The 25891-nt window shown below is 63.5% G+C and carries 23 protein-coding genes and 3 tRNA genes; 11 read left to right on the forward strand and 15 right to left on the reverse strand.

Going from position 1 to position 25891, the window contains the following annotated elements; translation table 11 throughout:
* Positions 1–125: 125 nt before the first annotated feature.
* The 10 genes from ACH2CW_RS03495 to trpE form a co-directional block, all read right to left on the reverse strand.
* A tRNA-Thr gene (locus tag ACH2CW_RS03495) sits at positions 126–200 on the reverse strand.
* Between the two features lie 46 nt (positions 201–246).
* Positions 247–320, reverse strand: a tRNA-Gly gene (locus ACH2CW_RS03500).
* Positions 321–427: 107 nt separating this feature from the next.
* Positions 428–513: transfer RNA gene (locus ACH2CW_RS03505), tRNA-Tyr, on the reverse strand.
* 62 nt (positions 514–575) lie between these two features.
* On the reverse strand, positions 576–1346 hold the full coding sequence (locus ACH2CW_RS03510; RefSeq protein WP_395055458.1) for a uracil-DNA glycosylase: 771 nt from the start codon (positions 1344–1346) through the stop codon (positions 576–578).
* A 16-nt stretch (positions 1347–1362) separates the two neighbouring features.
* Positions 1363–2163 (reverse strand): indole-3-glycerol phosphate synthase TrpC, encoded by an 801-nt coding sequence (gene trpC, locus ACH2CW_RS03515; RefSeq protein ID WP_395055459.1) that lies wholly within the window; start codon positions 2161–2163, stop codon positions 1363–1365.
* 2 nt (positions 2164–2165) lie between these two features.
* Positions 2166–3209, reverse strand: a complete 1044-nt coding sequence (gene trpD, locus ACH2CW_RS03520) for an anthranilate phosphoribosyltransferase (protein WP_395055460.1) — start codon at positions 3207–3209, stop codon at positions 2166–2168.
* 10 nt (positions 3210–3219) lie between these two features.
* Positions 3220–3873 (reverse strand): LysE family translocator, encoded by a 654-nt coding sequence (locus tag ACH2CW_RS03525; protein ID WP_395055461.1) that lies wholly within the window; start codon positions 3871–3873, stop codon positions 3220–3222.
* A 6-nt stretch (positions 3874–3879) separates the two neighbouring features.
* A complete protein-coding gene (locus ACH2CW_RS03530; RefSeq protein ID WP_395055462.1) occupies positions 3880–5010 on the reverse strand; it encodes a GntG family PLP-dependent aldolase in 1131 nt (376 codons plus the stop codon).
* A 57-nt stretch (positions 5011–5067) separates the two neighbouring features.
* Positions 5068–5640 (reverse strand): aminodeoxychorismate/anthranilate synthase component II, encoded by a 573-nt coding sequence (locus tag ACH2CW_RS03535; protein ID WP_395055463.1) that lies wholly within the window; start codon positions 5638–5640, stop codon positions 5068–5070.
* Between the two features lie 10 nt (positions 5641–5650).
* Positions 5651–7150, reverse strand: a complete 1500-nt coding sequence (gene trpE, locus ACH2CW_RS03540; RefSeq protein WP_395055464.1) for an anthranilate synthase component I — start codon at positions 7148–7150, stop codon at positions 5651–5653.
* Positions 7151–7519: 369 nt separating this feature from the next.
* On the opposite strand from trpE, the gene ACH2CW_RS03545 reads away from it, so the two are divergent.
* A complete protein-coding gene (locus ACH2CW_RS03545) occupies positions 7520–8107 on the forward strand; it encodes a chalcone isomerase family protein (protein ID WP_395055465.1) in 588 nt (195 codons plus the stop codon).
* Positions 8108–8153: 46 nt separating this feature from the next.
* On the opposite strand, the gene gph is transcribed toward ACH2CW_RS03545, so the two are convergent.
* The 4 genes from gph to rpe form a co-directional block, all read right to left on the reverse strand.
* Positions 8154–8891, reverse strand: a complete 738-nt coding sequence (gene gph / locus ACH2CW_RS03550; RefSeq protein WP_395055466.1) for a phosphoglycolate phosphatase — start codon at positions 8889–8891, stop codon at positions 8154–8156.
* On the reverse strand, positions 8881–11418 hold the full coding sequence (locus tag ACH2CW_RS03555) for a PAS domain S-box protein (protein WP_395055467.1): 2538 nt from the start codon (positions 11416–11418) through the stop codon (positions 8881–8883). The genes gph and ACH2CW_RS03555 overlap by 11 nt, the downstream gene beginning before the upstream one ends.
* A 39-nt stretch (positions 11419–11457) precedes the next feature.
* Positions 11458–13134, reverse strand: a complete 1677-nt coding sequence (locus ACH2CW_RS03560) for an adenylate/guanylate cyclase domain-containing protein (RefSeq protein WP_395055468.1) — start codon at positions 13132–13134, stop codon at positions 11458–11460.
* A 61-nt stretch (positions 13135–13195) separates the two neighbouring features.
* Complete coding sequence (rpe, locus tag ACH2CW_RS03565) at positions 13196–13891, reverse strand: ribulose-phosphate 3-epimerase (RefSeq protein WP_395055469.1); 696 nt, start codon at positions 13889–13891, stop codon at positions 13196–13198.
* A 211-nt stretch (positions 13892–14102) separates the two neighbouring features.
* Between rpe and apaG the strand changes: the two genes are divergently transcribed.
* The 9 genes from apaG (at position 14103) to ACH2CW_RS03610 (ending at position 23641) form a co-directional block, all read left to right on the forward strand.
* Positions 14103–14510, forward strand: coding sequence for a Co2+/Mg2+ efflux protein ApaG (apaG, locus tag ACH2CW_RS03570; RefSeq protein WP_395055470.1), 408 nt, complete (start codon positions 14103–14105; stop codon positions 14508–14510).
* A gap of 14 nt (positions 14511–14524) precedes the next feature.
* Positions 14525–16525 carry a site-specific recombinase gene (locus ACH2CW_RS03575; protein WP_395055471.1) on the forward strand — a complete coding sequence of 667 codons (2001 nt, stop codon included), beginning with the start codon at positions 14525–14527 and terminating at the stop codon, positions 16523–16525.
* 206 nt (positions 16526–16731) lie between these two features.
* Positions 16732–17991, forward strand: a complete 1260-nt coding sequence (locus ACH2CW_RS03580) for a cation:proton antiporter (RefSeq protein WP_395055472.1) — start codon at positions 16732–16734, stop codon at positions 17989–17991.
* Positions 17984–19141 carry a YbdK family carboxylate-amine ligase gene (locus tag ACH2CW_RS03585; protein WP_395055473.1) on the forward strand — a complete coding sequence of 386 codons (1158 nt, stop codon included), beginning with the start codon at positions 17984–17986 and terminating at the stop codon, positions 19139–19141. Before ACH2CW_RS03580 ends, ACH2CW_RS03585 begins: the two co-directional genes overlap by 8 nt.
* 264 nt (positions 19142–19405) lie before the next feature.
* Positions 19406–20380: a thiamine-phosphate kinase gene (gene thiL / locus ACH2CW_RS03590; protein WP_395055474.1), complete on the forward strand. Its 975-nt coding sequence runs from the start codon at positions 19406–19408 to the stop codon at positions 20378–20380.
* Positions 20381–20402: 22 nt separating this feature from the next.
* Positions 20403–21272, forward strand: coding sequence for an alpha/beta fold hydrolase (locus tag ACH2CW_RS03595; protein ID WP_395055475.1), 870 nt, complete (start codon positions 20403–20405; stop codon positions 21270–21272).
* Positions 21273–21384: 112 nt separating this feature from the next.
* Positions 21385–21894 (forward strand): phosphatidylglycerophosphatase A, encoded by a 510-nt coding sequence (locus ACH2CW_RS03600; protein ID WP_395055476.1) that lies wholly within the window; start codon positions 21385–21387, stop codon positions 21892–21894.
* A 65-nt stretch (positions 21895–21959) separates the two neighbouring features.
* Complete coding sequence (locus ACH2CW_RS03605) at positions 21960–22397, forward strand: CinA family protein (RefSeq protein ID WP_395055488.1); 438 nt, start codon at positions 21960–21962, stop codon at positions 22395–22397.
* 8 nt (positions 22398–22405) lie between these two features.
* Positions 22406–23641, forward strand: coding sequence for an MFS transporter (locus ACH2CW_RS03610; protein ID WP_395055477.1), 1236 nt, complete (start codon positions 22406–22408; stop codon positions 23639–23641).
* Here ACH2CW_RS03610 and ACH2CW_RS03615 read toward each other — a convergent pair.
* On the reverse strand, positions 23638–24804 hold the full coding sequence (locus ACH2CW_RS03615) for an Acg family FMN-binding oxidoreductase (RefSeq protein WP_395055478.1): 1167 nt from the start codon (positions 24802–24804) through the stop codon (positions 23638–23640). The genes ACH2CW_RS03610 and ACH2CW_RS03615 overlap by 4 nt on opposite strands.
* 96 nt (positions 24805–24900) lie before the next feature.
* Here ACH2CW_RS03615 and ACH2CW_RS03620 point away from each other — a divergent pair, with 96 nt between their 5' ends.
* Complete coding sequence (locus ACH2CW_RS03620; protein ID WP_395055479.1) at positions 24901–25785, forward strand: LysR family transcriptional regulator; 885 nt, start codon at positions 24901–24903, stop codon at positions 25783–25785.
* Positions 25786–25891 lie beyond the last annotated feature (106 nt).

Consider the following 25891-nt stretch of genomic DNA (forward strand, 5'->3'; position numbering starts at 1 on the left):
TCAAATTTGCCTTTTGCCATTTTTTCGACTCCAAATACCTAAAGGATTGACTTACGAAAATTATTCAACTCACACGTCACCACTTGCAGCCCAGCCCGGCAATCGCCTCGGCCCTGCCAAAGAAATGGTGCCCATTCCGGGAATCGGACCCGGGACCTCTCCCTTACCAAGGGAGTGCTCTGCCACTGAGCCAAATGGGCCTAATTCAAAAACTGTCACTACCAACAACAACCAGCACTGCTGCCATGGAGCGGGAGACGGGAATCGAACCCGCGTCATTAGCTTGGAAGGCTAGGGTTCTACCATTGAACTACTCCCGCATCGGTTGCCACGGTTTTGAAACCCCGGCAACCCCGAAAAACGGTATCCAACTTGTCCAGACTGCTTGCCTACATGCCGAATTGCGCCTGCAACATCAATTCATCGCTGGTGGAGAGGGCTGGATTCGAACCAGCGTACTCGTTAGAGGGCAGATTTACAGTCTGCTGCCATTAACCACTCGGCCACCTCTCCTTTGGCGAACCTCAGATTATGCCATGGAAATTTGACATCCGGCAATCCCGAACAACAAGTGCTTACCAGTGAATGGGGCCACGTCCATGGCCCTCAAGAAACCGGTTGGCAGCACTGAAATGTCCACAGCCGATGAAAGGCAGAGGCGGACGCACAGCGGAAAGCGGCGAAGGATGGTTGGCCTTCAAGATGCGGTGACGGGGGGCGATCAGCACCTCTTTGGCTTGGGCGTGGGCACCCCAGAGCAAAAAAACCACAGGTTCGGGCTTCGCCGAGACGGCACTGATCAGCTGGTCAGTCAAGGCCTCCCAGCCCTGTTTGGCGTGGCTGGCGGCTTGGCCCTCTTCCACGGTCAGACTGGTATTGAGCAGCAACACGCCCTGTCTGGCCCAGCGCTCCAGCGACCCACCGCTGTGTTGCTCAGCATCCACAGCCGGGTCGCGCGCCAGTTCCTTGAACATGTTGCGCAGGCTGGGCGGCGGTTTGAGCCCGTCCGGAACAGAAAAGGCCAGGCCCTGCGCCTGACCGGGGCCATGGTAAGGGTCTTGCCCCAGGACGACAACGCGCACATCGGCCAGCGGCGTCAGGTCCAAGGCCCGAAACGGCTGAGGCGGGTAGACGATGGCGCCGTCGGCCAGGCGTCGCTCAATGAAGGCACCCAATTGCTGGCCAGACTGGCTTGCCAGAAACTGGCCGATAACCGGCGCCCAGTCGGCGGCCAGCGGCCAATCGGCCGGGTTCCAGCGCGCCAGATGACGGCTGCGGCCAATACCTTCTGGCACCGGTTTTGACAGGTTTTCAAAGGCCAAATCGACCTGTAGCCCTTGTGACATAAGCGCAAGCAGCTATCTAATTTATAGCATCCGGAAACAGGGCGGCAAGCGCCACGCCCGGCTCCTCGGCGCGCATGAAGGCCTCGCCGACCAGAAAGGCGTTCACCCCGGCGCCCCGCAAGTGGGCTACCTCGGCCGGTGTCGTGATGCCGGATTCGGTCACCAGCAGGCGATCGGCTGGCACGTGCTGAAGCAGGGTCAGCGTGATGTCCAGGGATACCTCGAAAGTCTGCAGGTTGCGGTTGTTGATGCCCAGCAGCGGCGTCTTGAGCTTGAGCGCACGGTCCAGCTCGGCGCGGTCATGTACCTCCACCAGTACCGCCATGTCCAGCGACATGGCCAGGGCCTCCAGCGATTTCATCTGCGCATCGTCCAGGCAGGCGGCGATCAGCAAAATGCAGTCAGCCCCCATGACGCGCGACTCGTACACCTGGTAGGGATCGACGATGAAGTCCTTGCGCAACACCGGCAGGTCGCAAGAGGCTCTGGCTTGCTTCAGGTAGTCGACACTGCCCTGAAAAAAATCCTTGTCAGTGAGCACTGACAAGCACGCTGCGCCATGTTCAGCGTAGCTTTGGGCGATGTCGGCCGGGATGAAATCGGCTCGCAACACACCTTTGGAGGGGCTGGCTTTCTTGACTTCGGCGATCACGGCAGGCTTGCCGGCGGCGATTTTGGCGCGCAGCGCGCCGGCGAAGTCCCGCGTCAGCACCCGCGATTCGGCGTCGAAACGCATCGCGTCCAGCGGTTTGCGCTTCATCGCCACAGCCACTTCCTGGCGTTTGACGGCCACAATTTTGTTCAGGATATCGGACATCGTCAGGTCGCCAAGGCTTTGGAGGTGGAAACAAGCTGCTCCAGCTTGCCTTGGGCGGCGCCGGAAGCGATGGCCTGACGCGCCAGCTCCATGCCGGCTTTCATGCTGTCGGCCACGTTGGCCGCATACAGCGCGGCGCCGGCGTTGAGAATGACGATGTCACGCGCCGCGCCCGGCTCATTGGCGAGTACGCCCTTGAGCATGGTCATGGACTGTTCGGGGGTTTCCACCCGCAAGCTGCGGTTGCTGGCCATGGCCAGTCCAAAGTCCTCGGGATGAATCTCGTACTCGGTGATTTCGCCGTTTTTGAGCTCGCCCACCACGGTGGCCGCGCCCAGCGACACCTCGTCCATGCCGTCCTTGCCGTAGACCACCAGCGCATGTTCGGCGCCCAGGCGCTGCAAGGCACGCACCTGGATGCCGACCAGGTCGGAGTGAAACACCCCCATCAGGATGTTGGGCGCCCCGGCCGGGTTGGTCAGCGGCCCCAGGATGTTGAAGATGGTGCGCACGCCAAGTTCCTTGCGGACAGGCGCAACGTTTTTCATCGCTGGATGGTGATTGGGCGCAAACATGAAACCGACGCCGACCTCTTCGATGCACCGGGCGATGGCATCGGGCGGCAGATTGATGTTGATGCCCAGGGCTTCGAGCACGTCGGCGCTGCCCGACTTGCTGCTGACACTGCGGCCGCCATGTTTGCTGACCTTGGCGCCGGCGGCGGCAGCGACAAACATCGAACAGGTCGAGATGTTGAAGGTGTGCGAGCCGTCGCCGCCGGTACCGACGATGTCGACCAGGTGTGTCTTGTCGGCCACGTGGACCTTGGTCGAAAACTCGCGCATCACCTGGGCGGCGGCGGTGATTTCGCCAATCGTTTCCTTCTTGACACGCAGGCCGGTGATCAGCGCCGCCATCATCACAGGCGACAGCTCGCCGCTCATGATCAGGCGCACGATCTTGAGCATTTCGTCGTGAAAAATCTCGCGGTGCTCGATGGTACGTTGCAGCGCTTCCTGCGGCGTGATTTTGTTGGTCAGGGGCATGGTGGTGCTCTCAGTGTTCGGAAGGATTGTCGGACATGGCCAGCTTGATGCCAAACCCGATAAACATCAGGCCGGCCGCGCGGTCCAGCCAGTGCATGCCACGCTGCACCGCTTCGCGCCTGGCCATCCACGCAGCAACCAGCGCCCAGCCAATGTTGACCGGGATGGCGTTGAGGTTGAACAACACACCGAGCAGCGCAAAAGCCAGCGCCGGGTTGGCAGCATCCGGCACGATGAACTGCGGCACAAAAGCCAGGAAGAACATGGCTACTTTGGGATTGAGCACGTTTGTCCAGAACCCGCCGACAAACACCGCGCGCAACTGGCGCGGCGGCTCGCTGGCGGCGGCGGCCAGCAAGTCGGTACTGGTTTGCGGGCGCTTGGAAAACAGGATTTTGATGCCTATCCACAGCAGGTAGCCCGCGCCCAGCCACTTGAGCACGGTGAACGCCGTGGCCGAGGCAGCCAGCAGCCCGCCGATACCCACCGCAGCCGCCACGATGTGCACAAAGCAGCCCGCCGTGATGCCCAGCCCGGCCACAATACCTGCGCGCGCCCCAGACCGCAGGGAGTTGGTGACGATGTAAAGCACATCCGGGCCCGGCGTCAGGTTAAGCAGCCAGCCGGCCGCGACGAAAAGCAACAAGTGCTGGAAGTCAGGCATGTCGGCTCACTTCGCTTTGAAGAACTGCCGGATAGCGGCCACCGCGCGGTCCACACCGGCCGCGTCCACGTCCAGGTGGGTGACAAAACGCAAACGGTAAAGGCCCGTCGCCTCAATGCCCTGACTCGCCAGGTGTTTGAGCAGAGCGGCGGACTGCGCCCTGGCCGCACCCGTCAGGTCCACGAACACGATGTTGGTTTGCGGTACCTCAACTTCCAGGCCCTGGATACCAGCCAGGCCATCGGCCAGGTGTCGGGCCAGCGCATGATCCTGCGCCAGGCGACCCACATGGTGGTCCAGGGCGTGTGAAGCCGCCGCGGCCAGCATGCCCGCCTGGCGCATGCCGCCGCCGGCCATTTTGCGGATGCGGTGCGCCCGGGCGATGAATTCACGTGAGCCGCACAGCGCGGAACCGACCGGCGCGCCAAGCCCCTTGCTGAAACACACCGACACGCTGTCAAAACACTGCGCGATACGCCGCGCCTCGGCAAAAATATCGCCCCCACGCTCCCCCACTTCGTGTGGGTCGCTGCCCCCCGCGGGGGCTGCCCCGCCTTGGGACGGCCCGGCGGCGGGGCACGGATTGCCGCCAGTTTGCGCCGCCTGTGCGACGGCAGCATTAAACAGGCGCGCACCATCCAGATGCCGGTCCAAGCCCTTGCTCTTGGCCAGCGCCGTCGCCTGTTGCACATACTCAAAAGGCAGCAGTTTCCCGCCCAGCGTGTTTTCCAGCGCGAGCAGCCGGCTCCGCGCGAAATGCGCGTCGTCGGGTTTGATGGCCGCCTCGATGTCGGCCAGGGCCAGGCTGCCGTCGGGCTGGTGATTCAGCGGCTGCGGCTGCACGCTGCCAAACACCGCCGCGCCGCCACCTTCCCAGCGGTAGCAGTGCGCCATCTGCCCGACGATGTATTCGTCACCGCGCTGGCAGTGACTGAGGATGGCGCACAGATTGCTCTGCGTGCCGGTGGGCACAAACAAGGCAGCCTCAAAACCGAGCAGGCCGGCAATTTTTTCCTGCAAGGCATTGACGCTGGGGTCACCGCCAAACACATCGTCGCCCAACGGGGCGGCCAGCATGGCCTCACGCATGGCTGGTGTGGGCTGGGTCACGGTGTCACTGCGCAGATCAACCATCATTTCGGCCTCCAGCCCATAAGCAGCAGGCGCGAGCAGCTACTAAATTCATATCACTTTTCATGCGGCCTGCACCAAAAAGTTTTTCAGCATGGCGTGGCCATGCTCGGTGAGTATGGATTCGGGGTGAAACTGCACGCCCTGGATGGCCAGCTCTTTGTGGCGCACGCCCATGATCTCGCCGTCATCAGTCCAGGCGGTGACGGCCAGCATATCGGGGCAGGATGATTTTTCAATCGCCAGCGAGTGATAGCGATTGACGGTGAACTGTTTGGGCAAAGCGGCAAACACGCCCTGCTGCGTGGTGCTGATGACACTGGTCTTGCCGTGCATCAATTGCTGAGCGCGAACGATCTTGCCGCCAAATGCCGCGCCTACCGCCTGGTGACCCAGGCAGACACCGAGGATCGGCAGCTTGCCGGCAAAGTGCTGGATGGCAGCAACCGAGATGCCGGCCTCGGCGGGTGAACAGGGGCCGGGTGAGATCACCAGCCGGTCCGGCGCACGTTCTGCGATGCCTTCGAGCGTGATCTCGTCGTTGCGGAAAACCTCGACCTGCGCGCCGAGTTCGCCGAAATACTGCACGATGTTGTAGGTGAAGGAGTCGTAGTTGTCGATCATCAGTAATTTCATGATCCGCTCCTTATTCCAGGCCTTCTTCAACCAGCTCGGACGCCCGCAGCAGCGCGCGTGCCTTGGCCTCGGTCTCTTTCCATTCGAGCTCGGCCACCGAATCGGCCACCACGCCTGCCGCCGCCTGCACATAGAGCATCTGGTCCTTGATGACGCCGGTGCGGATGGCAATCGCCACGTCCATGTCACCGGCATAGCTGAGATAACCGCAAGCGCCGCCGTACAAGCCGCGTTTGGTCGGCTCCAGTTGGTCAATCAGCTCCATCGCATGCACCTTGGGCGCACCGGTCAGCGTGCCTGCCGGAAAGCTGGCCTTGAGCACATCCATGTTGCTCATGCCATCGAGCAGAATGCCTTCGACGTTGCTGACGATGTGCATCACATGGCTGTAACGCTCAACCGCAAAGGCCTCGGTCACCTTGACCGTCCCGGTTTTGGCGATGCGCCCGATGTCGTTGCGTGCCAGGTCAATCAGCATCACATGTTCGGCGCGTTCTTTCGGGTCGTTGATCAGCTCCTGCTCGATCGCCGCGTCGGCCTCCGGCGATGAGGCCCGTGGCCGCGTACCGGCGAGCGGGCGGACCGTGATTTTTTCTCCGGCCTCCACCTTTTCCTGGCGCACCAGGATTTCCGGCGAGGCGCCCACCACATGGAAATCCCCAAAGTGGTAGTAATACATGTAGGGCGAGGGATTGAGCGAACGCAGCGCCCGGTACAACGACAGCGGCGACTCGGTGTAACGCTTCTTGATGCGCTGGCCGACCTGCACCTGCATGAAGTCGCCGGCCTCGATCAGCCGCTTGGCGCGCTCCACGGCAGCCAGGTAATCGGCCTTGGCAAAATCGCGCTCGGCCGGGTAACCCTGGGTCGGTTTGACCACCGGCGCACTGACCGAGTACTTCAGTTGCTCCTTGAGTTCGCGCACGCGCTTCCTGGCATTGGCATAGGCCTCAGGCAGGGCGGGGTCGGCGTAAACGATCAGGTAGAGCTTGCCCGAAAGGTTGTCGATGACCGCCAGCTCCTCGCATTGCAGCAGCATGATGTCGGGACAACCCAGCGTGTCGGGCGGGCAGGACGCTTCGAGTTTCTTCTCGATATAGCGAACGGTGTCGTAACCGAAATAACCCGCCAGGCCACCGCAAAAACGCGGCAGGCCCGGCCGCAGCGCGACCTTGAAACGCTTCTGGTAGTCGCTGATGAAGTCCAGCGGGTTGGCTTTGGAGGTTTCGATGACCTGGCCATCCCGAACCACCTCGGTCAGCACGTCGGCGCCGAAGCCGCTGGTGCGCACCAGGGTCCGCGCCGGCAAACCGATGAAGCTGTAGCGGCCAAACCGCTCGCCGCCAACGACGGACTCCAGCAAGAAGCTGAACTTGCCCCCGTCCCTGGAATGTGCCAGTTTCAGATAGAGCGACAGCGGGGTTTCGAGATCTGCAAAGGCTTCCGCCATCAGCGGGATACGGTTGTAGCCCTGCAAAGCAAGGCTTTTGAATTCAAGTTCAGTGATCACGGTGGGTGTCCTTTTACCGGTGACAGGCACGCTGTGGTGCCGTCACCCTCATTCACGGGGCCCCTGTGCGGGGCCGGAATGCCCGTGCAGCGGGCACGGGCGCATCAACATCTGCAAGCCCGAGGCCGGGCGGCCTCAAGGGGCAACCAGGTCAGGCCCGCCAGGGCCAGGCTCCCCGGTAGCTGCTACCTGTCTGAATGATGCGATGAATGAACATGAAAGCAAAGTGTAGCAAAGAGGCTGGCCCGCAAGCCGCCAGCGATTTTTCTTCAGGTTGTTAAGAGACATGCTCGCAAACCCTGTTGCCTTGATTTTGAGCAAACTCCACAATAAGGTACAAACGAACGACCGTTCTTTTTTGGAGACTTTATGACTTTGATGAAGCAATGTATCGCGGCTGCGGCCGGCCTCCTGCTCGCCTGGGGCGCTACGGCGGCAACCGTAGATGTGGGTGGGGTGAAGATGGAAGACGCGACTGACGTGCGCGGCAGCAAGCTGGTCCTCAACGGCGCTGGCGTGCGTTACAAGGCCGTGTTCAAAGTCTATGCAGCGGGCCTGTACCTCGGCAAGAAAGCCGCCACGCCTGAGGAAGTGCTGGCCGCGCCCGGCGCCAAACGCCTGAGCATCACCATGCTGCGGGAGATCGACTCCAATGAGCTCGGCAAGCTGTTCACGCGCGGCGTACAGGACAACGCGCCCCGGACCGAGATGTCCAAGCTGGTCCCCGGCCTGATCAAGATGGGCCAGATTTTCTCGGACCAGAAAAAACTCATGACTGGCGATGTGTTCACCATCGACTGGGTGCCTGGCACCGGCACCGTGATCACCGTCAAGGGCGTTCCACAGGGTGAACCATTCAAGGAGCCGGAATTTTTCAACGCGCTGATGCGGATCTGGCTCGGTCCCGAACCCGCCGACTGGAAGCTCAAGGACGCGCTGCTCGGCAAGGCGGCTTAGGCCAGTCGCAGGAACAACTACCAGCAACGGGGCGCAAGCCCCGTTGTCATTTCTGCCAGGGCAAGTCAGCGAGCGTGTCGACAAAGCCGTCAGCATCCACCGCACGCACCGGCTCGCCGTGGTTGTAGCCGTAGGTCACCAGCAGCACCGGGCAACCCGCCGCGCGCGCCGCACGCGCGTCGTTGCTGGAGTCACCAATCATCAGGGTGCGGGTGGGCGTCGTGCCCAGCGCTTCACAGGTCTTGAGCAAAGGCAGCGGGTCAGGCTTTTTGCGCGCGAAGGCATCGCCGCCAAACACCTGGCTGAAAAAGCCGTCCAGCCCCTTGATCCTGAGCAGAGGTTCGGCAAAGGCGGCCGGCTTGTTGGTCAGGCAGGCCAGCTTCAGGCCGCGGTCCTTCAACTGTTGCAGCCCCACCCGCACACCGGGGTAAACATCGGCATGTTTCCCGTTGACGGCCAGGTAGTGCCGCTGGTAGCTGGTCCATGCAGCGGGCCACAGGCGCGCCGCATCCGCTTCTGAATTGATAGCGGCTTGCGCCCGTTCGTTATGGGTTGAGGCCCCGTTTAATACATGGGCGAGAACGGACGCGATCAAATGCTCCGAGCCTTTGCCCACCAGCGGTTCGACAACCGCGCGGTCCACCGAAGGCAGCGACAGATCGGCCAGCATGAGGTTCAGGGCAACAACAAAATCGCCCAGGGTGTCCACCAGGGTGCCGTCGAGGTCAATGATGGCGGCCTCCAAACCAGCGTCGCCCGACCCGGGGAAAAACTCAGCGTTCATCATCGTCCGATCCAGAAGCGCCCGGCTGACCCGCTATGGCCAGCCGCAGACTGCCCAGCAAGCGTCGCTCATCAATCGGTTTTTCGAGCCAGTCAAAAACCATCAGTGTGTCGCTGGCGTGCTGCCTGGCTTCCGCCGCAGTCACCGACAACACCAAAATGGGGATGGCTGAGGTACGCGCCTCCTGACGCAGGGAATGAATCAGGGCCAGGCCACTTTCGTAGGGCAGCTTCACATCGACCGTCATAGCGGCATAACTGTCGATCTTGAGGCACTCCCTGGCCTGGGCTGCAGTGTGCGCAACGTCGGCGTCAAACCCGCCCTTGTCCAGCATCATCCCTATCAACTGCGCCACATCCGAATCGTCTTCGCATACCAGGATGCGGGGCCGGATGACACCCTCCAGGCCCATGGTGGCCGTCACCGCTGGCGCCTCGCGCCACTCCGGCAACTCAAAATAAAAGGTAGTGCCCACGTTAACCCGGGAATCGAACGCAATGCTGCCCTCCATACGCTCCAGCATCGCCTTGACGATGTTGAGCCCCAGCCCGGTGCCGCCTTTTTGTCGGGTGTCCGATGAATCGGCCTGGGAAAACTTCTGGAAAATGCGTTTGCGAAATTCGTCCGGAATGCCAGGTCCGTCGTCGCCGACCTCCACGCGCACCCGCCCTGCGTGCCGACCCAGCAGCACCCGCACCGTCCCCTCCGCCGGCGAAAACTTGATGGCATTGGACAGCAGGTTGGCCATCACCTGAAGCAGGCGATCACCGTCTACATTGGCACGCAAGGCCTGCCGGGGTGCCTGAAGCACGAGCTTGACTTTGTGCTGCGCAGCAAAGCCTTGGTTGTCAGCCAGCGCCTGTTCCAGCAGCGGCAACATTTCCATGGGCCTGAGCTCGAACTGCATCTTGCCTGACTCGATTTTTTCGCTGTCCAGAATATCGTTGATCAGGCGGATCAAACGCTCGCAGTTGTTTTTGGCGATTTCCACCAGGCCGCGCACCTTATCCGGCAGAACACCGGCAACGCCCCCAGAGATCAGCCCCAGCGATCCGCGGATGGACGTCAGCGGGGTTCGCAGCTCATGGCTGACGGTCGATACGAACTCGCTCTTCATGCGGTCAATCCGCTTGAGCTCGCTGATGTCGGTGCCCAGTGAAAAGAATCCGACGACCTGGTCTTCTTCAACGCCCTCACCGTAACGCGGCAAATAACTCATCACGTATTCGCGTCGCTCACCGCTGGGGGTGGTGTGCTCTCGCTCATAACGCACGGCATACCCGGCCATCACCTCCTCGACCTTCTCGCTCACCTCGGCATACAGCTGTGGGCCCATGACTTCCAGCATACTTTTCCCGTGGATCTTTGCGCGCGGCAGGCCAAATATTTCTTCGTATGCCTTGTTGTGAAACCGAAACCGGCGGTCCCGGTCCACGTAGGCAATCAGCGCCGGGACGTTGTCTGTCAGCTGACGCATCTGCGCTTCGCTGTCGCGCAGCGCATCGGCGATCTGCTTGCTCTCGGTGACATCGCGGATGATGGCGGTGAAAAGCCGCCGCCCGCCCACGTTGACATCACCAAACGATGCACGCACCGGAAACTCCGTGCCATCGCGGCGCTGCCCCATCACCTCTGTGTCGGACTCCCGAAAACCCGGAGCACGCAAGGGCAGCGATTCGAAAAAAGCACGGAAAGCCATCTGGTACCGCTCGGGCAACAACAGCACGACATGTTGCCCCTGCAACTGCTCTAGGGTGTAGCCAAACAGCTGCCGGGCAGCGGTATTCGCGTTGACCACCAGGCCAGCCTGCGTCACAGTCACCACGCCATCGGCCATGCTTTCGGCCACAGCGCGGGCAAGCGCCTCACTGTCAGCAAGCCGGGCCTGAATCTGCAGGCGTTTGGCCTGGGTCCGGAAGATCATCAGCGCCGCCCAGAGCAGAATGCCGAGCGACAGCAGGCCGCCCGCAACGATCAGGTGTTTGACGCTCCGCGCGTTCACGCGCGCGGCCTCCCGTGCGGTGTCGAGGGCGCGGATTTCTCCCCCTCTAATGCGCCCTACCAGCAACGAAATTTCGTCGTCAAGTTTGCGGTTCAGCTCGTTACCAACCAGCGCTGCAGCAGCTTCGGCCCCGATACTCTGTCTCACATCCACCGCACGCCCCATCAGCTCGATACGCGCCGAAATTGCGCTTTCCAGCGTTCGCCAGTCCTGCAGCTCACTGCTGGTCGTGCGCACTGCAAGTACCTGCGGCAGAGCCTGTTGCAATTCCCGGTTGGTCTGCCGGTAAACAGCCAGATCGGTCTCCAAGCGTGTCAGCAGGAAGCGTCGCTGCAAGGACTCGGTGGTTTTAAAGTCGGACACCAGCGAATCAAGAAAAAACAGGGTTTCCTGGGTCTGCGCGTCCTGCTCTGCGCCGCGAGTCAGGGAGTTGATGGTGAGATAGGACGCCGTCATGCTCACGACCACCAGCACCACGCCCACACTCAAGGCGGTGAAGATGGTAGCGCGAAAAGGCAGTTTCATGGATTCAGCCTTGTGGTGTATCTCGGTGCGGCGGGCCGGTCAGGGCGCGCGCGCCGCTGTTGGCAGGGCCGCGTCCAGCGCGGCCATCAGTTGGCCCAACGAATTCTCCAGCGGCATCAGCAATTCCTCCATCACGTCCAGGGGTTGCGCCTCGTGAATCGCCTGCTCCAGCGCCCCAGCGTCCAGCGGCACCTGGAGGGCGCCGATTTGCGCCGCCACTCCGCGCAGCGAATGCGTCAGTAACTCGGCAGTTTTCAAGTCCCCCTCCTTCAGCGCCAGGCGGATTTTCGCAGACGTGTCCCTGCGCCCTTCCTGAAACCGTTTCAACAACGAAACATACAGGTTTTTCACTCCCATCGCACGACGCAGCCCCAATTCGGTGTCCAGACCGCTGATGGTCAAGGGCAAAGCGGGCTCTGTAGCGGCAGACTTGGCAGCTGGCGCCAAAGCGGCGGCGGTTTCGGAAGGCTGCTCCAGCGCCTGGACAAGCCCGCGCAGTTGGGTAGCCGCATCCAGCCGTTGGGCAGGCGTCATGCGTGTCATGTCGATTTCGACGCGTATTCCCGGTTGCTCACAAAGCAAAATATTCGCAGCGTCCTGCAAGGTGGCAGCGCCCGGCTTGACCACATACACCGGAATCGGATGCAAAAACCCCTTGGCCTGCACAGGTTGCCGCGCTTCAGCGGCCACTTCACGTTGCACCAGTGCGTAGGTTTCGCTGGAGATGAGGATCTCGCCGGGCTCGGCCGCCTGCTCAAGACGCGCCGCCAGGTTGACCTCGCGCCCGATGATGGTGTATTCCATGCGCAGGGCACTGCCAAAGTTACCGACATCACAGAACCCGGAGTTGATGCCGATACGTATCTCAAACGCCTTGTTGATGCCCATCTCGCGCCAACGCGCCTGCAGCTGGCCCATGCGCAACTGCATGGCAATGGCCATATTGACGCATTGCACAGCATCCTCCCGAACCCCCAGGGTGTGCGGGTCGCCAAAAAAAATCACGATGGCATCGCCGATGAATTTGTCCAGCGTGGCGCCATACTCGGCGGCGATCTGCGACATTTCCGCGAAGTAACTGTTCAGCAGCAAGGTGACCTCTTCGGGTTGCCACTGCGCTGTCGATTCGGTGAAATTCTTGATGTCTGAAAAAAATACCGTCAGTTTTTTGCGCTGGGTACGGATTTCCGCCTGGCGCGAGCCGTCAAAAAGCGATTGGTACACCTGGGGCGCCAAATAACGCGACAGCTGTTCGGACAAATCCTTCAGGCGCCTGGCATTGGTGCTGCGCTCCAGATGCAGCTTGATACGCGCCAGAAGAATGGGCGGGCTGATCGGCTTGGCCACATAGTCGATGGCGCCCAGATCAAGGCCTCTTTGTTCTTCATCCGCGCTGCCCAGCGCGGTCAGAAAAATCACCGGGATTTCGGCCGTGCGCGCATCCCGGCCCAAGTGGCCCAGCACCTCGTAGCCGTCCATGTCGGGCATCATCACATCGAGCAGGATGATGTCGGGCCGCGGCTCCAGCATGGCCAGCCGCAACCCGGCGTCGCCCGCTGCGGCGGCCAGTACTTCGTACTTGTCCTCCAGCAGTGCGGTCAGCAGATAACGTATGTCCTCACTGTCCTCAATGACCAGGATGCGCGAGCGGCAAGCCATCGCCATGCCGGGCTGCCCTTGCCGGGGTGTGCCTGACTCGCCTGCTGCAGCCTGCATACGCCACTTCCTTTAAAAAAACAAGGAACCCCGACCTCGCCCTACCGGACCAGCAGCGACCTTATGTCGCCAGGGCCGCGCGCATCGCGTCAATCGACGCCTTGTAGTCCGGTTTGCCGAAAATTGCGCTGCCCGCCACAAAGGTGTCGGCGCCGGCCGATGCCACGCGCGCAATGTTGTCCGCCTTGATGCCGCCGTCGACCTCCAGCCGGATATTTTTGCCCGACGCGTCAATACGCTTCCTGGCCTGCTCGATCTTGCGCAGCGCCGAGTCGATAAAACCCTGACCGCCAAAGCCCGGGTTGACACTCATGATGAGGATCAGGTCGATGTCGTCGATCAGCCAGTCCAGCACGTCCAGCGGAGCCGCCGGGTTGAACACCAGCCCGGCCTGGCAACCTCTGGCTTTGATCGCCTGCACACTTCGGTGCACGTGGCCAGAGGCATCGGGGTGAAAGCTGATCAGGTCGGCGCCGGCATCGGCAAAGGCCGCCGCCAGTGCATCAACCGGCTGCACCATCAGGTGCACGTCAATCGGCACGGCGGTGCCATCGGATCTTTTGGCATGCGGCTTGAGGGCACTGCAAATCATCGGCCCGAAGGTCAGGTTGGGCACGTAGTGGTTGTCCATCACGTCGAAATGGATCCAGTCCGCGCCAGCAGCGATCACGGTCTGAAGTTCTTCACCCAGCCGCGCAAAGTCGGCCGACAAAATGGAGGGGGCAATCCGGTACACCGGTGGCTTGATTTGGCTCATGGCAGGATTGTCGCAGCAAGCGCGCGGCGTGCCCATGACCCCGTGTTCCCATGCACATGCCGGGCATTGGACAGGCAGGCAACCACTTGGCCCGCAACCGATGATGCGCAAGCCAATGCCAGCGTGGAAGCGGCTTTGCCGGGCCACAGGTGGCTCAGGGGGTGCGTGGTCATGGAGGCCGGTTAACATGGTCACCCATCACCTCCACGCCATGCCGAAATACCAATTTTCCTGCGATGTCCTGCCGCACTACCTGCCCGAGCAGTCTGCACCTGAAGACGAGGTGTACGGCTTTGCCTACACCGTCACCGTCACCAACACGGGTGAGGTCGCGGCACAGCTGATTTCCCGCCACTGGGTCATCAGCGACGCGCGCGGCCACAGCGAAGAAGTCAAGGGCCTGGGCGTGGTCGGCCACCAGCCGCTGCTCAAGCCCGGCGAATCTTTCCAGTACAGCAGCGGCTCACGCCTGCGCACACCAACGGGCACCATGCACGGCAGCTATTTTTTTGTCGCCGAGGATGGTGAGCGCTTCGAGGCGCCCATCCCGATGTTTGTGCTCGACGCAGGCCATGCGGCCGGGCCCGACGGAGCCAGTGGCAGCCGCGTGCTGCACTGAATCCGGACCGCGGCATGCACAACCTGGCCCAATTGCTGGACCTGCTGGAGCCGAAGGCCAGGCTGGCTGGCCGCCATCTCTGGCTGATTGACCTGCTCGACTGGATCAGGGGCAAGGACAACAACCCCCAGGCGGCGGTCGCGCGCCTGCGGCTTTTTCTGGATGCCGCACAGGCCCGGCCAGAGTTCCAGGCCAGGCTGCATCAGTGGTGGCGCACGCTGGTTGACACGGTCGATGCCACCCCGCTGTTTGCCGATTTCGGGTTTGCACCACGTGCGGCTTTTCTCAGCGAGCTCGGTGAGCGACTGCGCTACAAGCTGCTGCCGGGCACGCCAGAGACCACCCATGCCACCGAATTGTTCATGCTACTGTTTCCGACGCCGTTTGATGCCCGGTGGCTCAAACTGATTGACGAGAACACCCTGGCCCGCCTGGGGGCCTTGCTCAATACCGCTGCGCCATCAGACGCCCACAACCATGAGAACGCCGCGCAGGCCACGGCCAGCACCTTGATGCAGGACTGGCATAACGTGCTGCTGGAAGCGCTGACCTATTGCACCAGCCAGGTGGCGGCCACCGGCTTTTCCCCCGAGTTGCGCCTGCGCATGAGTCCGCAAACGCTGCAGGCCCGGCCCTTTCATGGCCTGGCTGGCGACCTGGACGCCTTGCGCGCTGCCTTGCTGGCGCACGGACCGGACAGCGGCGCGCTGCACCTGGCGCTGGACCAGTTCAAAGGCCGGCTTGAGGCCTGCCGCAGCGCGGCCTCATCGGTGTATGCACACCTTGACGAACACGGCATCTCGGTCGGCCTGGTGTTTCGCCTGCGCCAGTTGCGCGAGCGCATCCTGCGCATCCGCGACCTGCTCGACTGCCTGCTGTCCGACAAACCGGCCGGCAGCGCGATGCAACTGCTGGCGCGTCTGGTGCTGCTGGCCGAGGAAAGGCGCAGCATACGCGCACTGATTGCCACCAACTCCACCTTGCTGGCGGCCAAGGTGGCCGAGCGTGGCGCGGAAACCGGTGAGCACTACATTACCCGCGACCGCGCCGCGTATATGCAGATGCTGGGCAAAGCGGCTGGTGGCGGCGCGCTCACGGCGGGCACCACCCTGCTCAAATTCATGATCGTCGGGCTGGCACTGTCCGCGTTCTGGAGCGGCTTTGTGGCCAGCGTGATGTACGCCACCAGTTTTGTGTTGATCCAGTTGCTGCATTTCACGCTGGCCACCAAGCAGCCGGCCATGACGGCACCGGCCATGGCCGCCAAACTCAAGGACCTGCGTTCGGGCGAAGCGGTCAGCGAGTTTGTCGATGAGGTGACCCATCTGGTGCGCTCACAGGTGGCGGCTGTGCTCGGCAACGTGCTGATGGTGGTGCCGGTGGTGCTGCTGATCGGCGCCGCCTTCCAGTTCGGCCTGGGCCGCCCGATGATCAATGCGAAAGAAGCCGCGCATGTGTTGCAGACTCTGAGCCTGCTGGGCCCCACGCTGCTGTGGGCGGCGTTCACCGGTGCCGTGTTGTTTGCCGCCAGCATCATCGGCGGCTGGGTGGAAAACTGGTTTGTGCTGTACCGCCTGGCCTCCGCCATGCGTTACAACCCGCGCATCACGCGCGCATTGGGCATGGAACGCGCGCGGCGCTGGGCCGGTTTCATGCGCGACAACATCTCGGGCTTCACCTCCAACATCGCGCTCGGTTTCATGCTCGGCCTGATTCCGCCGATGACCGGATTTTTTGGGCTGGAGCTGGAAGTGCGCCACGTCACGCTGTCGGCAGGGCAACTGGCCGCGGCCGCGGCGGCGCTGGGCTGGGACGTGCTGCGCCAGCCGGCGCTGTGGTGGTGTGTCGCGGCCATTCCCCTGATAGGCGCACTCAACCTCGGGGTCAGTTTTTACCTGGCGTTCCGGCTGGCACTGCAAGCACACAATGTCAGCGGCGTGGACCGCGCCCGCATCCGCGCGGCGATCTGGGCGCGCTGGCGCAAGCACCCCGGAAACTTTTTTATTCCGGACTGACATCCGCGTGTCAGTCAAGCCCCTTCGCCCGAATTCACGGACTTGTCCTACAAGCAGGTCCCGCATATCGTTGTAAATTTGAGTAAGCCCTTCCCCACGGGGTCTTCTCACACCGTATCGTCGGCGCGTCCCATCGAGCACTCCGTTGCCGCCCCCGGCAGCGGGCCTGCATCCATCTCATCAATCATCAGCGGAGACACCCACCCATGAATGAAGTCATGGCCATCTGGGCCGAATGGATCAAACCCTCAGCCGGCCTGCCCACGGTTCAGTGGTCCATGCTGCTTGCCTTGGCCGCCCTGACCGGGCATCTGGTGCAAAGGTTCGCCGGCATCCCCAAGGTTGTCGGTTATTCGGTGGTGGGCGGCTTTGCCGGTTTGGCCGGGTTCACCGGCGCGGTCTGGCCGCTGCAGGGCATCGGTCTGTTCCTGCTCGAACTCGGCGTGGCGGTCGTGCTGTTTGAAGCCGGGGGCCGCATTCCCCTGCGCTGGTTCCGCCACAACCCGATGGTGCTGGTCCAAAGCCTGGCTGAATCGACCCTGACCTTTTTTATGGTCTATTGGTCGCTGACTTTTTTAGGCATGCGCGAGGTGGTCGCCGAGCCGCTGGCCCTGCTGGCCATGGCCGCATCTCCAGCCGTGTTGTCGCGCGTGGTCATGGACACCCGTGCCTCGGGCCCGGTGACCGAGCGGGCCATGGTGCTGTCCACCCTGAGCACGCTGTATGCATTGACGCTCTGCAGCGCCAGAGCCGGCATGATGGGCCGCGGCGAGCAAAGCCTGGCCGACACCTTGTACCCGGTGGCTGTGGTGCTGGGTTTGTCGGTGGCGGTGGGTGCCGGCCTGGCACTGGCCCTGCGCTCGGCATTGCGTGTGATGAGCCCGACCAGCGAGAACACTGCCATCTTGCTGCTGGCCCTGATCGCTGCGGGCGCCGCACTGGCCGCGCACTTTGGGGGCTCGGCGCCGTTGGCCGCTCTGTTGGGTGGCATGCTGCTCAAGCAACTCAATCCGCGCCCCTGGTCCTGGCCACGTCAGATGGGCACCGCCTCGGCGATGCTGACCATGCTGATGTTTGTGCTGGTGTCCGTGGTGGCCGCACAGGCTGACTGGAGCGGCCCGGTCGCCGGCATGGTGCTGGCGCTGGTGGCGGCCAGGGCGCTGGCCAAAATCATGGGCGTGGCACTCGGCAATGTCGGCAGCGGCGCGAGCTGGAAGCAAGCCCTGTGGGTCGGCTGCGCGATGTCGCCGATGTCGTCGGTTGCGCTGCTGCTGGTGTCGCAGTTTGTTGCCGCCTCGGCCTCGCTCGGACCGCGCATTGCCAGCATCGCGCTGCCGGCGATTTTGCTGATGGAAGTGCTGGGCGCCATCTTGGCCACCTTTGCCATTTACCGCGCCGGCGAAAGCTCCAAACCGTGGGCACCACGGCCCTTTCACACCTCATCCGCAGGAGACCTCCGTGACTAAACACACTGCAGCGCCGCTGGCGCCAGGCGGGCTGGAGCCTTTTCAGAAGTCGGCGGCCTTGTCGCTGGGCGTCGAGCTCGAACTGCAACTCGTCAACACCCACGACTACGACCTGGCCCCGTATGCCGAAGACATGCTGCGCCTGATGAGCAAAGTGCCACTGCCCGGCAGCGTGGTGCCCGAGATGACGTCGAGCATGATCGAAGTTTCCACCGGCGTTTGCCAGTCGTCGTCCGAAGTGCTGGGCCAGCTCACACAAATCCGTGACGCGCTGGTCAAAAGCGCCGACAAGCTCAACATCGCCGTGGTCGGCGGCGGCACCCACCCGTTTCAGCAGTGGCATGAGCGGCGAATTTACGACAAGCCACGCTTTCGCGAGCTGTCCGAGCTGTACGGCTACCTGTCCAAGCAGTTCACGATTTTTGGCCAGCATGTACATGTCGGTTGCCCGGACGCAGACACCGCGCTGCTGACCCTGCACCGCATGTCGCGCTACATTCCGCACTTCATTGCGCTGTCAGCCTCCAGCCCCTATGTGCAGGGGCAGGACACGGCCTTTGACTCGGCACGACTGAACTCGGTGTTTGCCTTTCCACTGTCGGGCCGCGCGCCACTGGCGCTGACCTGGGACGAGTTCACGGTCTACTTCGAGAAAATGACACGCACCGGCGTGGTCAGGAGCATGAAAGACTTTTACTGGGACATCCGGCCCAAGCCGGAGTTCGGCACGATCGAGATCCGCGTGTTCGACACCCCCCTCACGGTGGGCCGCGCAGCCGCACTGTCGGGATACGTGCAGTCGCTGGCCTCCTGGTTCATGAACGACCAGCCCTTCATGCCGACCGAGGACGACTACCTGGTCTACACCTACAACCGCTTTCAGGCCTGCCGCTTCGGGCTGGAGGCGGTTTATGTGGATCCGGCCACCGGCGAACACATGGCGCTGCGCGACCACATCCTGATGACCATGGACAAACTCGGACCGCATGCCGGTCCGCTGGGCGCGAGCAGCGGCATCCACCTGCTGCGCAGCAGCGTTGAATTGTCAAACAACGATGCACGCTGGTTGCGGGAGCTGCAGGGCAAAGAAAAACTGCTGGCCGAAGTGATTCGGCAAGCGGCGCTGAAATTTCGGGGATTGCCGGTTTAGACAGCCTCACGCTGCGGCTCGCGCGGGGCTTGTCGAAGCGCTTCTCGCGAGCCGGTTAGTAGAGTGCCTGAAACTGCTGGCCGGGGGTTGCCCGGCGGCAACTCACTTTTCTTTGTCTCGCCAAAGAAAAGTAACTCGCCCGCCGGGGCGAGACCCGGCTTGCTGGAAGTACTGCCAACGCTCAAGCTGGCAAGAGCGTGGTCCCGGATCAAGTCCGGGATGACAATTCCGGCGACGGAACCACTGAGCCGTTATGCTCCCCCCATGGGTGAATTCGACCTGATTGCGCGTTACTTCCAGCGCCCCACCAGCCGCGCCGTGCTCGGCATCGGTGACGACTGCGCGCTGCTGCAGTCGGCCACCGGCATGCAACTGGCCGTCTCCAGCGACATGCTGGTCGAGGGCCGGCATTTTTTTGCCGATGTGGATCCTTGCGTGTTGGGCCACAAGGCCCTGGCCGTCAACCTCAGCGATCTGGCGGCCTGCGGTGCGCAGCCGCTGGCCTTCACGCTGGCACTGGCGCTACCGCGCGCTGATGAAGCCTGGCTGGCCGCCTTTTCGCGCGGCCTGTTCGCGCTGGCTGACGAACACGGCTGCGAGCTGGTCGGTGGCGACACCACGCGGGGGCCGCTCAACATCTGCATCACCGTGTTCGGCGAAGTGCCTCGCGGCCAGGCGCTGCTGCGCTCGGGTGCGCGCGCCGGTGACGACATCTATGTCAGCGGCACGCTTGGCGACGCCCGGCTGGCGCTGGAGGCGCTGCGCGGCAAACTCACGCTGCCGGCTGGCTGGATGGGCGCCGCACGTACGCGGCTGGAGCAGCCCACACCGCGGGTGGCGCTGGGGCTGGCGCTGCGCGGCATTGCCAGCGCGGCCATCGACATCAGCGACGGCTTGATCGGCGACCTGGGCCACATCCTCAGCGCTTCGCGGGTGGGGGCACACATAGCCACCACCATCGCGGCGGGTTTGCTGGCGGGCGAGGGAGAGGGACGCGGAGTCGAAGGTGTTTTACTCGACGACGCACGGCTGGCCTGCGTGCTGGCCGGCGGTGACGATTACGAACTGGCCTTCACCGCGCCGGTGTCGGCGCGCGCCGCCGTTGAAGCGGCTGCGCTGGAGGCGCGCACCGCAGTGACCTGCATCGGCTGCGTTGAAAACGCGCCCGGCCTGCGCCTGGTCGACGCGGCGGGCAAGCCTGTCAGCGGGCATTTCACTTCTTTTGACCACTTTGCCTGAACCCGGCGCGCCACCCTCACCGATGTCCGCACTGCTCCCGCCTCCGCCGCCAGAAGTTCAGCAACTGCTGGCGCGTGCCACCCGGCTGGAGACGCCCTGCGGCGACGGCCAGATGGTCTGGCACCGCTGGTCACCGGCCCCGGCCGGCAAACACTTGCCGGTGGTGCTGCTACACGGCGGCAGCGGCAGCTGGACCCACTGGCTGCGCAACATCGATGCCCTGGTGGCCGGCGGGCGCGAGGTGCTGGCCGCCGACCTGCCGGGGTTTGGTGATTCGGCGCCGCCGCTCCGGGGTCGCGACGCCGACGCCCTGCCGGAGCCGGTCGAGGCCGGCCTGCGTGTGCTGCTGGGCGATGGTGCCTGCGTTATGGTGGGGTTCTCCTTTGGCGGCATGGTCGCCGGGCTGTTGGCGGCACAGTTTGCCGCGCGTGCCGCGCGCCTGGTGCTGGTCGCCGCGCCCGGTCTGGGCCTCGCTGTTCGCAACAGCATCACGCTGACGGCCTGGCGTCATCTGTCCGACCCGGCCGAACGTGAGCGGGTGCACCGCGGCAACCTGGCGGCGCTGATGTTGCACCGGCCCGAGGCTATCAGCGCACTGGCATTGCGCCTGCACACCGACAACACACTGCGCGACCGCATGAAGGGGCGGCGCCTGGCCTACACCGACATCCTGGCGCGCGCGCTGGTTAAGGTGGACTGTCCTGTACACGCGGTTTATGGCCGGGAAGACGCGCTTTACCGCCAGCGCCAGGAAGCGCTGGCGCCGGCGCTGCAGGCCGCACCGGATTTTCGCGGCATACACTGGGTGGAAGGCGCCGGCCACTGGGTACAGTTCGAGCAGCCCGCGGCTTTTGATGCGCTGCTGCTGGCGCTGCTGGAGACCCCATCATGAAACCAGATTGCTATCAAAATCAGAGCTGCTGCGCCTTGTCCGACATGGGCTGGAGGCTAATTTTTCTTCAAACACGAGGGCGACCATGATACCGTCGCCAATGGAGCCCGGCATGTCCGCGCACGCACCGCGCCGGCCCACCGCCCGTTTCATGCTCGGACACCCGGCGCACCTGGTCGCGCTGGGTTTCGGCTCCGGGCTGAGCCCGGTGGCGCCTGGCACGGCGGGCACCCTGTGGTCCTGGCTGGCTTTTGTGGTGATGACTCCCTGGTTCAGCCCGCTGCAGATGGGCTTGCTGATTGCGGCAGCGGCCTTGCTGGGCTGGTGGGCCGCTACCGTCACCGCAAAAAACCTGGGTGTCGCCGACCCCGGCAGCATCGTCTGGGACGAGGTGGTCGCCTTCTGGCTGATCCTCTGGCTGATCACCCCGGCCGGGCCGTGGGGCCAGTTGGCGGCATTTGTGCTGTTCCGCTTTTTCGACGCTGTGAAGTTCGGCCCGACCGCCTGGGCCGACAAACACTTCAAGGGTTTCGGCAGGCGCGGCGGCTTCGGCATCATGCTCGACGACTTGGTTGCGGCGTTTTGCACCCTGCTCGTGATGGCCGTCTGGAGGTTCTGGTGACTGCTCCTCTGCTACCAAAACAAGAGCTGATTGCGCCCATTCTGTCTGGGCATTTGGCCGATTTGATGCTCAGAAAGGGCTGGCTGCTGGCCACCGCTGAAAGTTGCACCGGCGGCCTGATCTCCGCCGCCTGCACCGACCTGGCAGGCTCCAGCAACTGGTTTGAGCGCGGCTTTGTGACCTACTCCAACGAAGCCAAGACCGACTTGCTGGGCGTGGATGCAGCGCTGATCGCCGCACACGGCGCGGTCAGTCAAGAGGTGGCGCGCGCCATGGCGGGCGGAGCCATCGCGCGTTCCGGGGCGCAGGTCGCGGTGGCTGTCACCGGTGTCGCGGGCCCCACCGGCGGCAGCCGCGTCAAGCCGGTTGGCACGGTCTGGTTCGGCTTTATGGTGGACGGCCAGCTCAGCAGCGAGCTGCAGCGTTTTGACGGTGACCGCGCGGCGGTGCGCGCCGCCACCGTGAACCATGCGCTGCAGCGGCTGGTGCAACTGCTGACATAAAACAGCCCATGCACGCCACGCCAGCCGCCGCCGACCTGATTGACTCCGCCACGGCCTGGCGCCGCCTGCTGGTGACGCTGGCGCTGATGACGGTAGGCGCCGCCGGCATGTACATCGTGCCTGTGGTGTTGCCCGCCGTGCAGGCCGACTTCGGTGTGGCGCGGGCCGACGCTGCCCTGCCCTACACCTTGCTGATGGTTGGTTTTGGCCTGGGCGGCATGCTGATGGGCCGGCTCGCCGACCGTTTTGGTGTGGCGCTGCCGCTCAGCGTGGGCGCTGTGGGCATGGGCCTGGGCTTCGCCGCGGCTGCGCTGTCGGGAAACATCTGGCTGTTTGCGCTGGCGCACGGCCTGCTGATTGGCCTGCTGGGCAGCTCGGCAACGTTTTCGCCGCTGCTGGCCGACACCTCGCTGTGGTTCATGCGGCGCCGCGGCATTGCGGTGGCGGTGTGCGCCAGCGGCAACTACCTGGGCGGCGCGCTGTGGCCGCCCATCATCCAGCACTTAGTTGAAAGTGTGGGCTGGCGCCAGACTTACTGGGGGCTCGCGGTGTTCTGCAGCCTGGCGATGTTCGGTTTGGCCCAATTGATGCGGCAGCGCCCGCCGGCCCTCGCTCTGGCACCCGTCAATGTGCGCGGCGTCGCCGCCAGCGACCGGCCTTTTAACCTGAGCCTGGGCCAGGCGCAGGCGCTGCTGTGTGTGGCCGGCCTGTCCTGCTGTGTGGCCATGTCCATGCCGCAGGTGCACATCGTGGCTTATTGCAGCGACCTTGGCTTTGGCGCGGCGCGCGGCGCCGAGATGCTGTCGCTGATGCTGGCCTGCGGCATCGTCAGCCGGCTGATCTCCGGCGCTATCTGTGACCGTATCGGCGGGCTGCGCACCTTGCTGCTGGGCTCGGCATTACAAACCGTGGCGCTGATGCTCTTCATCCCGTTTGACGGCATGGTCTCGCTGTATGTGATCTCGGCGATGTTCGGTCTGTTTCAGGGCGGCATTGTGCCGAGTTACGCCATCATCGTGCGCGAGCATTTTCCTGCCGCCGAAGCCGGCGCCCGCGTCGGCACCGTCATCATGTTCACCATGGTCGGCATGGCGCTGGGCGGCTGGATGTCGGGCAAGGTGTTTGACCTCACCGGCTCCTACGACGCCGCCTTTTTCAACGGCATCGCCTGGAACCTGCTGAACTTCGGCGTGGTGCTGTTTTTGCTGCACCGCACGCTCAGGCCCCGTTCCGCCACCTCTTAAGCTGCGGTGATGAGGTGGGCCTGCAAGCCGCGCCGCGGCGACGGCCCAACAGCCGGCGCATAACCCAGCCGCGTCCACATCTGCACCGTGTAACGCGGCGCCGGCGCCTGCAGCAAGGCGTGGATGTCGGCATACGGTTTGGCCTGTTCCGGATACTCCTGCAAGGCCTGCGACAGCGGCTGCATGACCAGGCCCTGGGCGGTGGCGGCGAGCTGCGCGCGGGCGTAGGCCCGGCCGGCGTTGACCTGAGTCTTGCGGTCGTTGCCTTCGGTCACCATCCAGAAAAACGCCGGTGTAGCGGCCATTTTTTCATTGAAGCCCTTGATCTGCCCGGTGGTGGCGGAGTCGTCCGGGGCAGGCGCCTTGCTGCGATCAAACAGGCCCAGCGCCGTCAGCGCGCGCACCATCGGTGTGTTGATGCTCAGGCCATCGCGGTGCTCGGCGATTTCACGCGGGCCGACCCGCAACACCTTGAACGATTCCATGATGGTGCGCGGCGTCACCAGCTCGATGCGCCAGGCTTCTTTGGCAATCGCCCGGTGTTTCTGCAAGGCGTCCGGCTGAGCGCCGCCAACAAAGCCGGTGCGTACCGGGTGCTGGGCGACGCTGGCGACAATCGCCTGTACGGCAGCCGCAGCCGGTTCGCGCGCCTCGTAGGCTTCGCGGTTGGTGTGGCGCTTCAGAATCTGCTCAAACAGCGGGTCCGGCTTGATGCCCGCATCTGCGGCCAGAACAATACGCGCCACCGGCCGTTTGTCCAGCGTGGTCGGGCCGAACTCGCCTTGCGGGAACAGCGTGATGTCGGTGCGTAGCCCTTTTTGCCGGGCAGCCAAGTCCAGCAGCTCCAGAAATGTGCCCTGACTCATCATGATCTGGCGCGACAGCGGATCGGTTTCGGGCAGCAAACGGCTCAGGTCGCAGTACAGCATGATCTCGCCCGGCTGGCGCAGGTCCACCAGCCAGGACTGCAGGTTGTGCGAATGCGGCGCCAGAATCGCGTAGCTCAGTACCCAGTGGCGCACATCGGTCATGCCGGCCGGCGGGCCGCTCCAGGCGGCGACGGCTTCAGCGGGCAAGGTCGAAGAGCACCCGGCCAGACCGGCTGTGGCGCCCAACACCACGCCGCCACCGGCGAGACGAACAAAATTTCTGCGGTTGATCATGCTGCGCTCCTTTATAAAACATTGTGTCGATGGGTGATTGTGGAAACACGGCAGCTGTTTGACAATTCGCTAATTGCTGACATCAGATATTCACAAATGAATAACAACTTCGACTGGCGCCTGGTGCGCTCTTTCCTGGCGGCACTGGATCAGGGCAGCCTGCTGGGCGCGGCGCGGTCACTGGGCGCCACCCAGCCCACCATCGGCAGGCACATCGCCGAGCTGGAGGCGCAACTCGGCGTGTTGCTGTTCGAGCGCACCGGGCGCGGCTTGTTGCCCACACCCATGGCACTGCAGCTGGCCGACTCGGCGCGCGCCATGGAAAACGGCGCCAACCAGCTGGCGCGCAGCGTGTCCGGCTTTGAGCCTGGCATCTCGGGCACAGTGCGCGTCAGCGCCAGCCAGCCGGTCGCTTGCTACCTGATGCCGCCCATCCTAGCGCAGATGCGGCTGGCCCTGCCCGAGATTCAGGTGGAACTGGTGTCAAGCAACGCCGTCAGCAACCTGCTGCGCCGCGAGGCCGACATCGCGCTGCGCATGGTGCAGCCCAGACAAGCCAGCCTGGTCGTCAAGCGCATTGCGAAGGTCACCCTCGGCACGTACGCGCACCGCGACTACCTGGGGCGGCGCGGGACGCCCAGACAGCTACAGGATTTGCTGAACCATGAACTGGTGGGCAACGACCACGATGAAACCATCCTCAAAGGCATGGCGGGTTTTGGCCTGCCGGTGACGCGAGCGTCGTTTGCCTTTCGCAGCGACGACCTGCTGGCCTACTGGCACGCGGTACGCGCCGGTCTGGGCATCGGCTTTGTCTCCGACTACCTGGCCGCCACGGACAAGGAAGTGTTGCGGGTGCTGCCCGTGGTCAAGTTGCCGCCCATCCCGATCTGGCTCACAGTGCACCGCGAGATCCGCACCAGCCGCCGCATCCGGGCGGTGTATGACTTTCTGAGCCACGCTGTGCCCAGCGCGCTGTAGCGGAAGCAAGCAGGTGACGATGTAAAGTAGTGCGTCACACAGGCGCCAGACGGGCGCCTTGGGTCATTTATTTCCGGCGACACCTCCAGCACGCGGCGGCCGGTCT

It is taken from the genome of Polaromonas sp. (assembly GCF_043778355.1).
Taxonomy (GTDB): domain Bacteria; phylum Pseudomonadota; class Gammaproteobacteria; order Burkholderiales; family Burkholderiaceae_C; genus Polaromonas.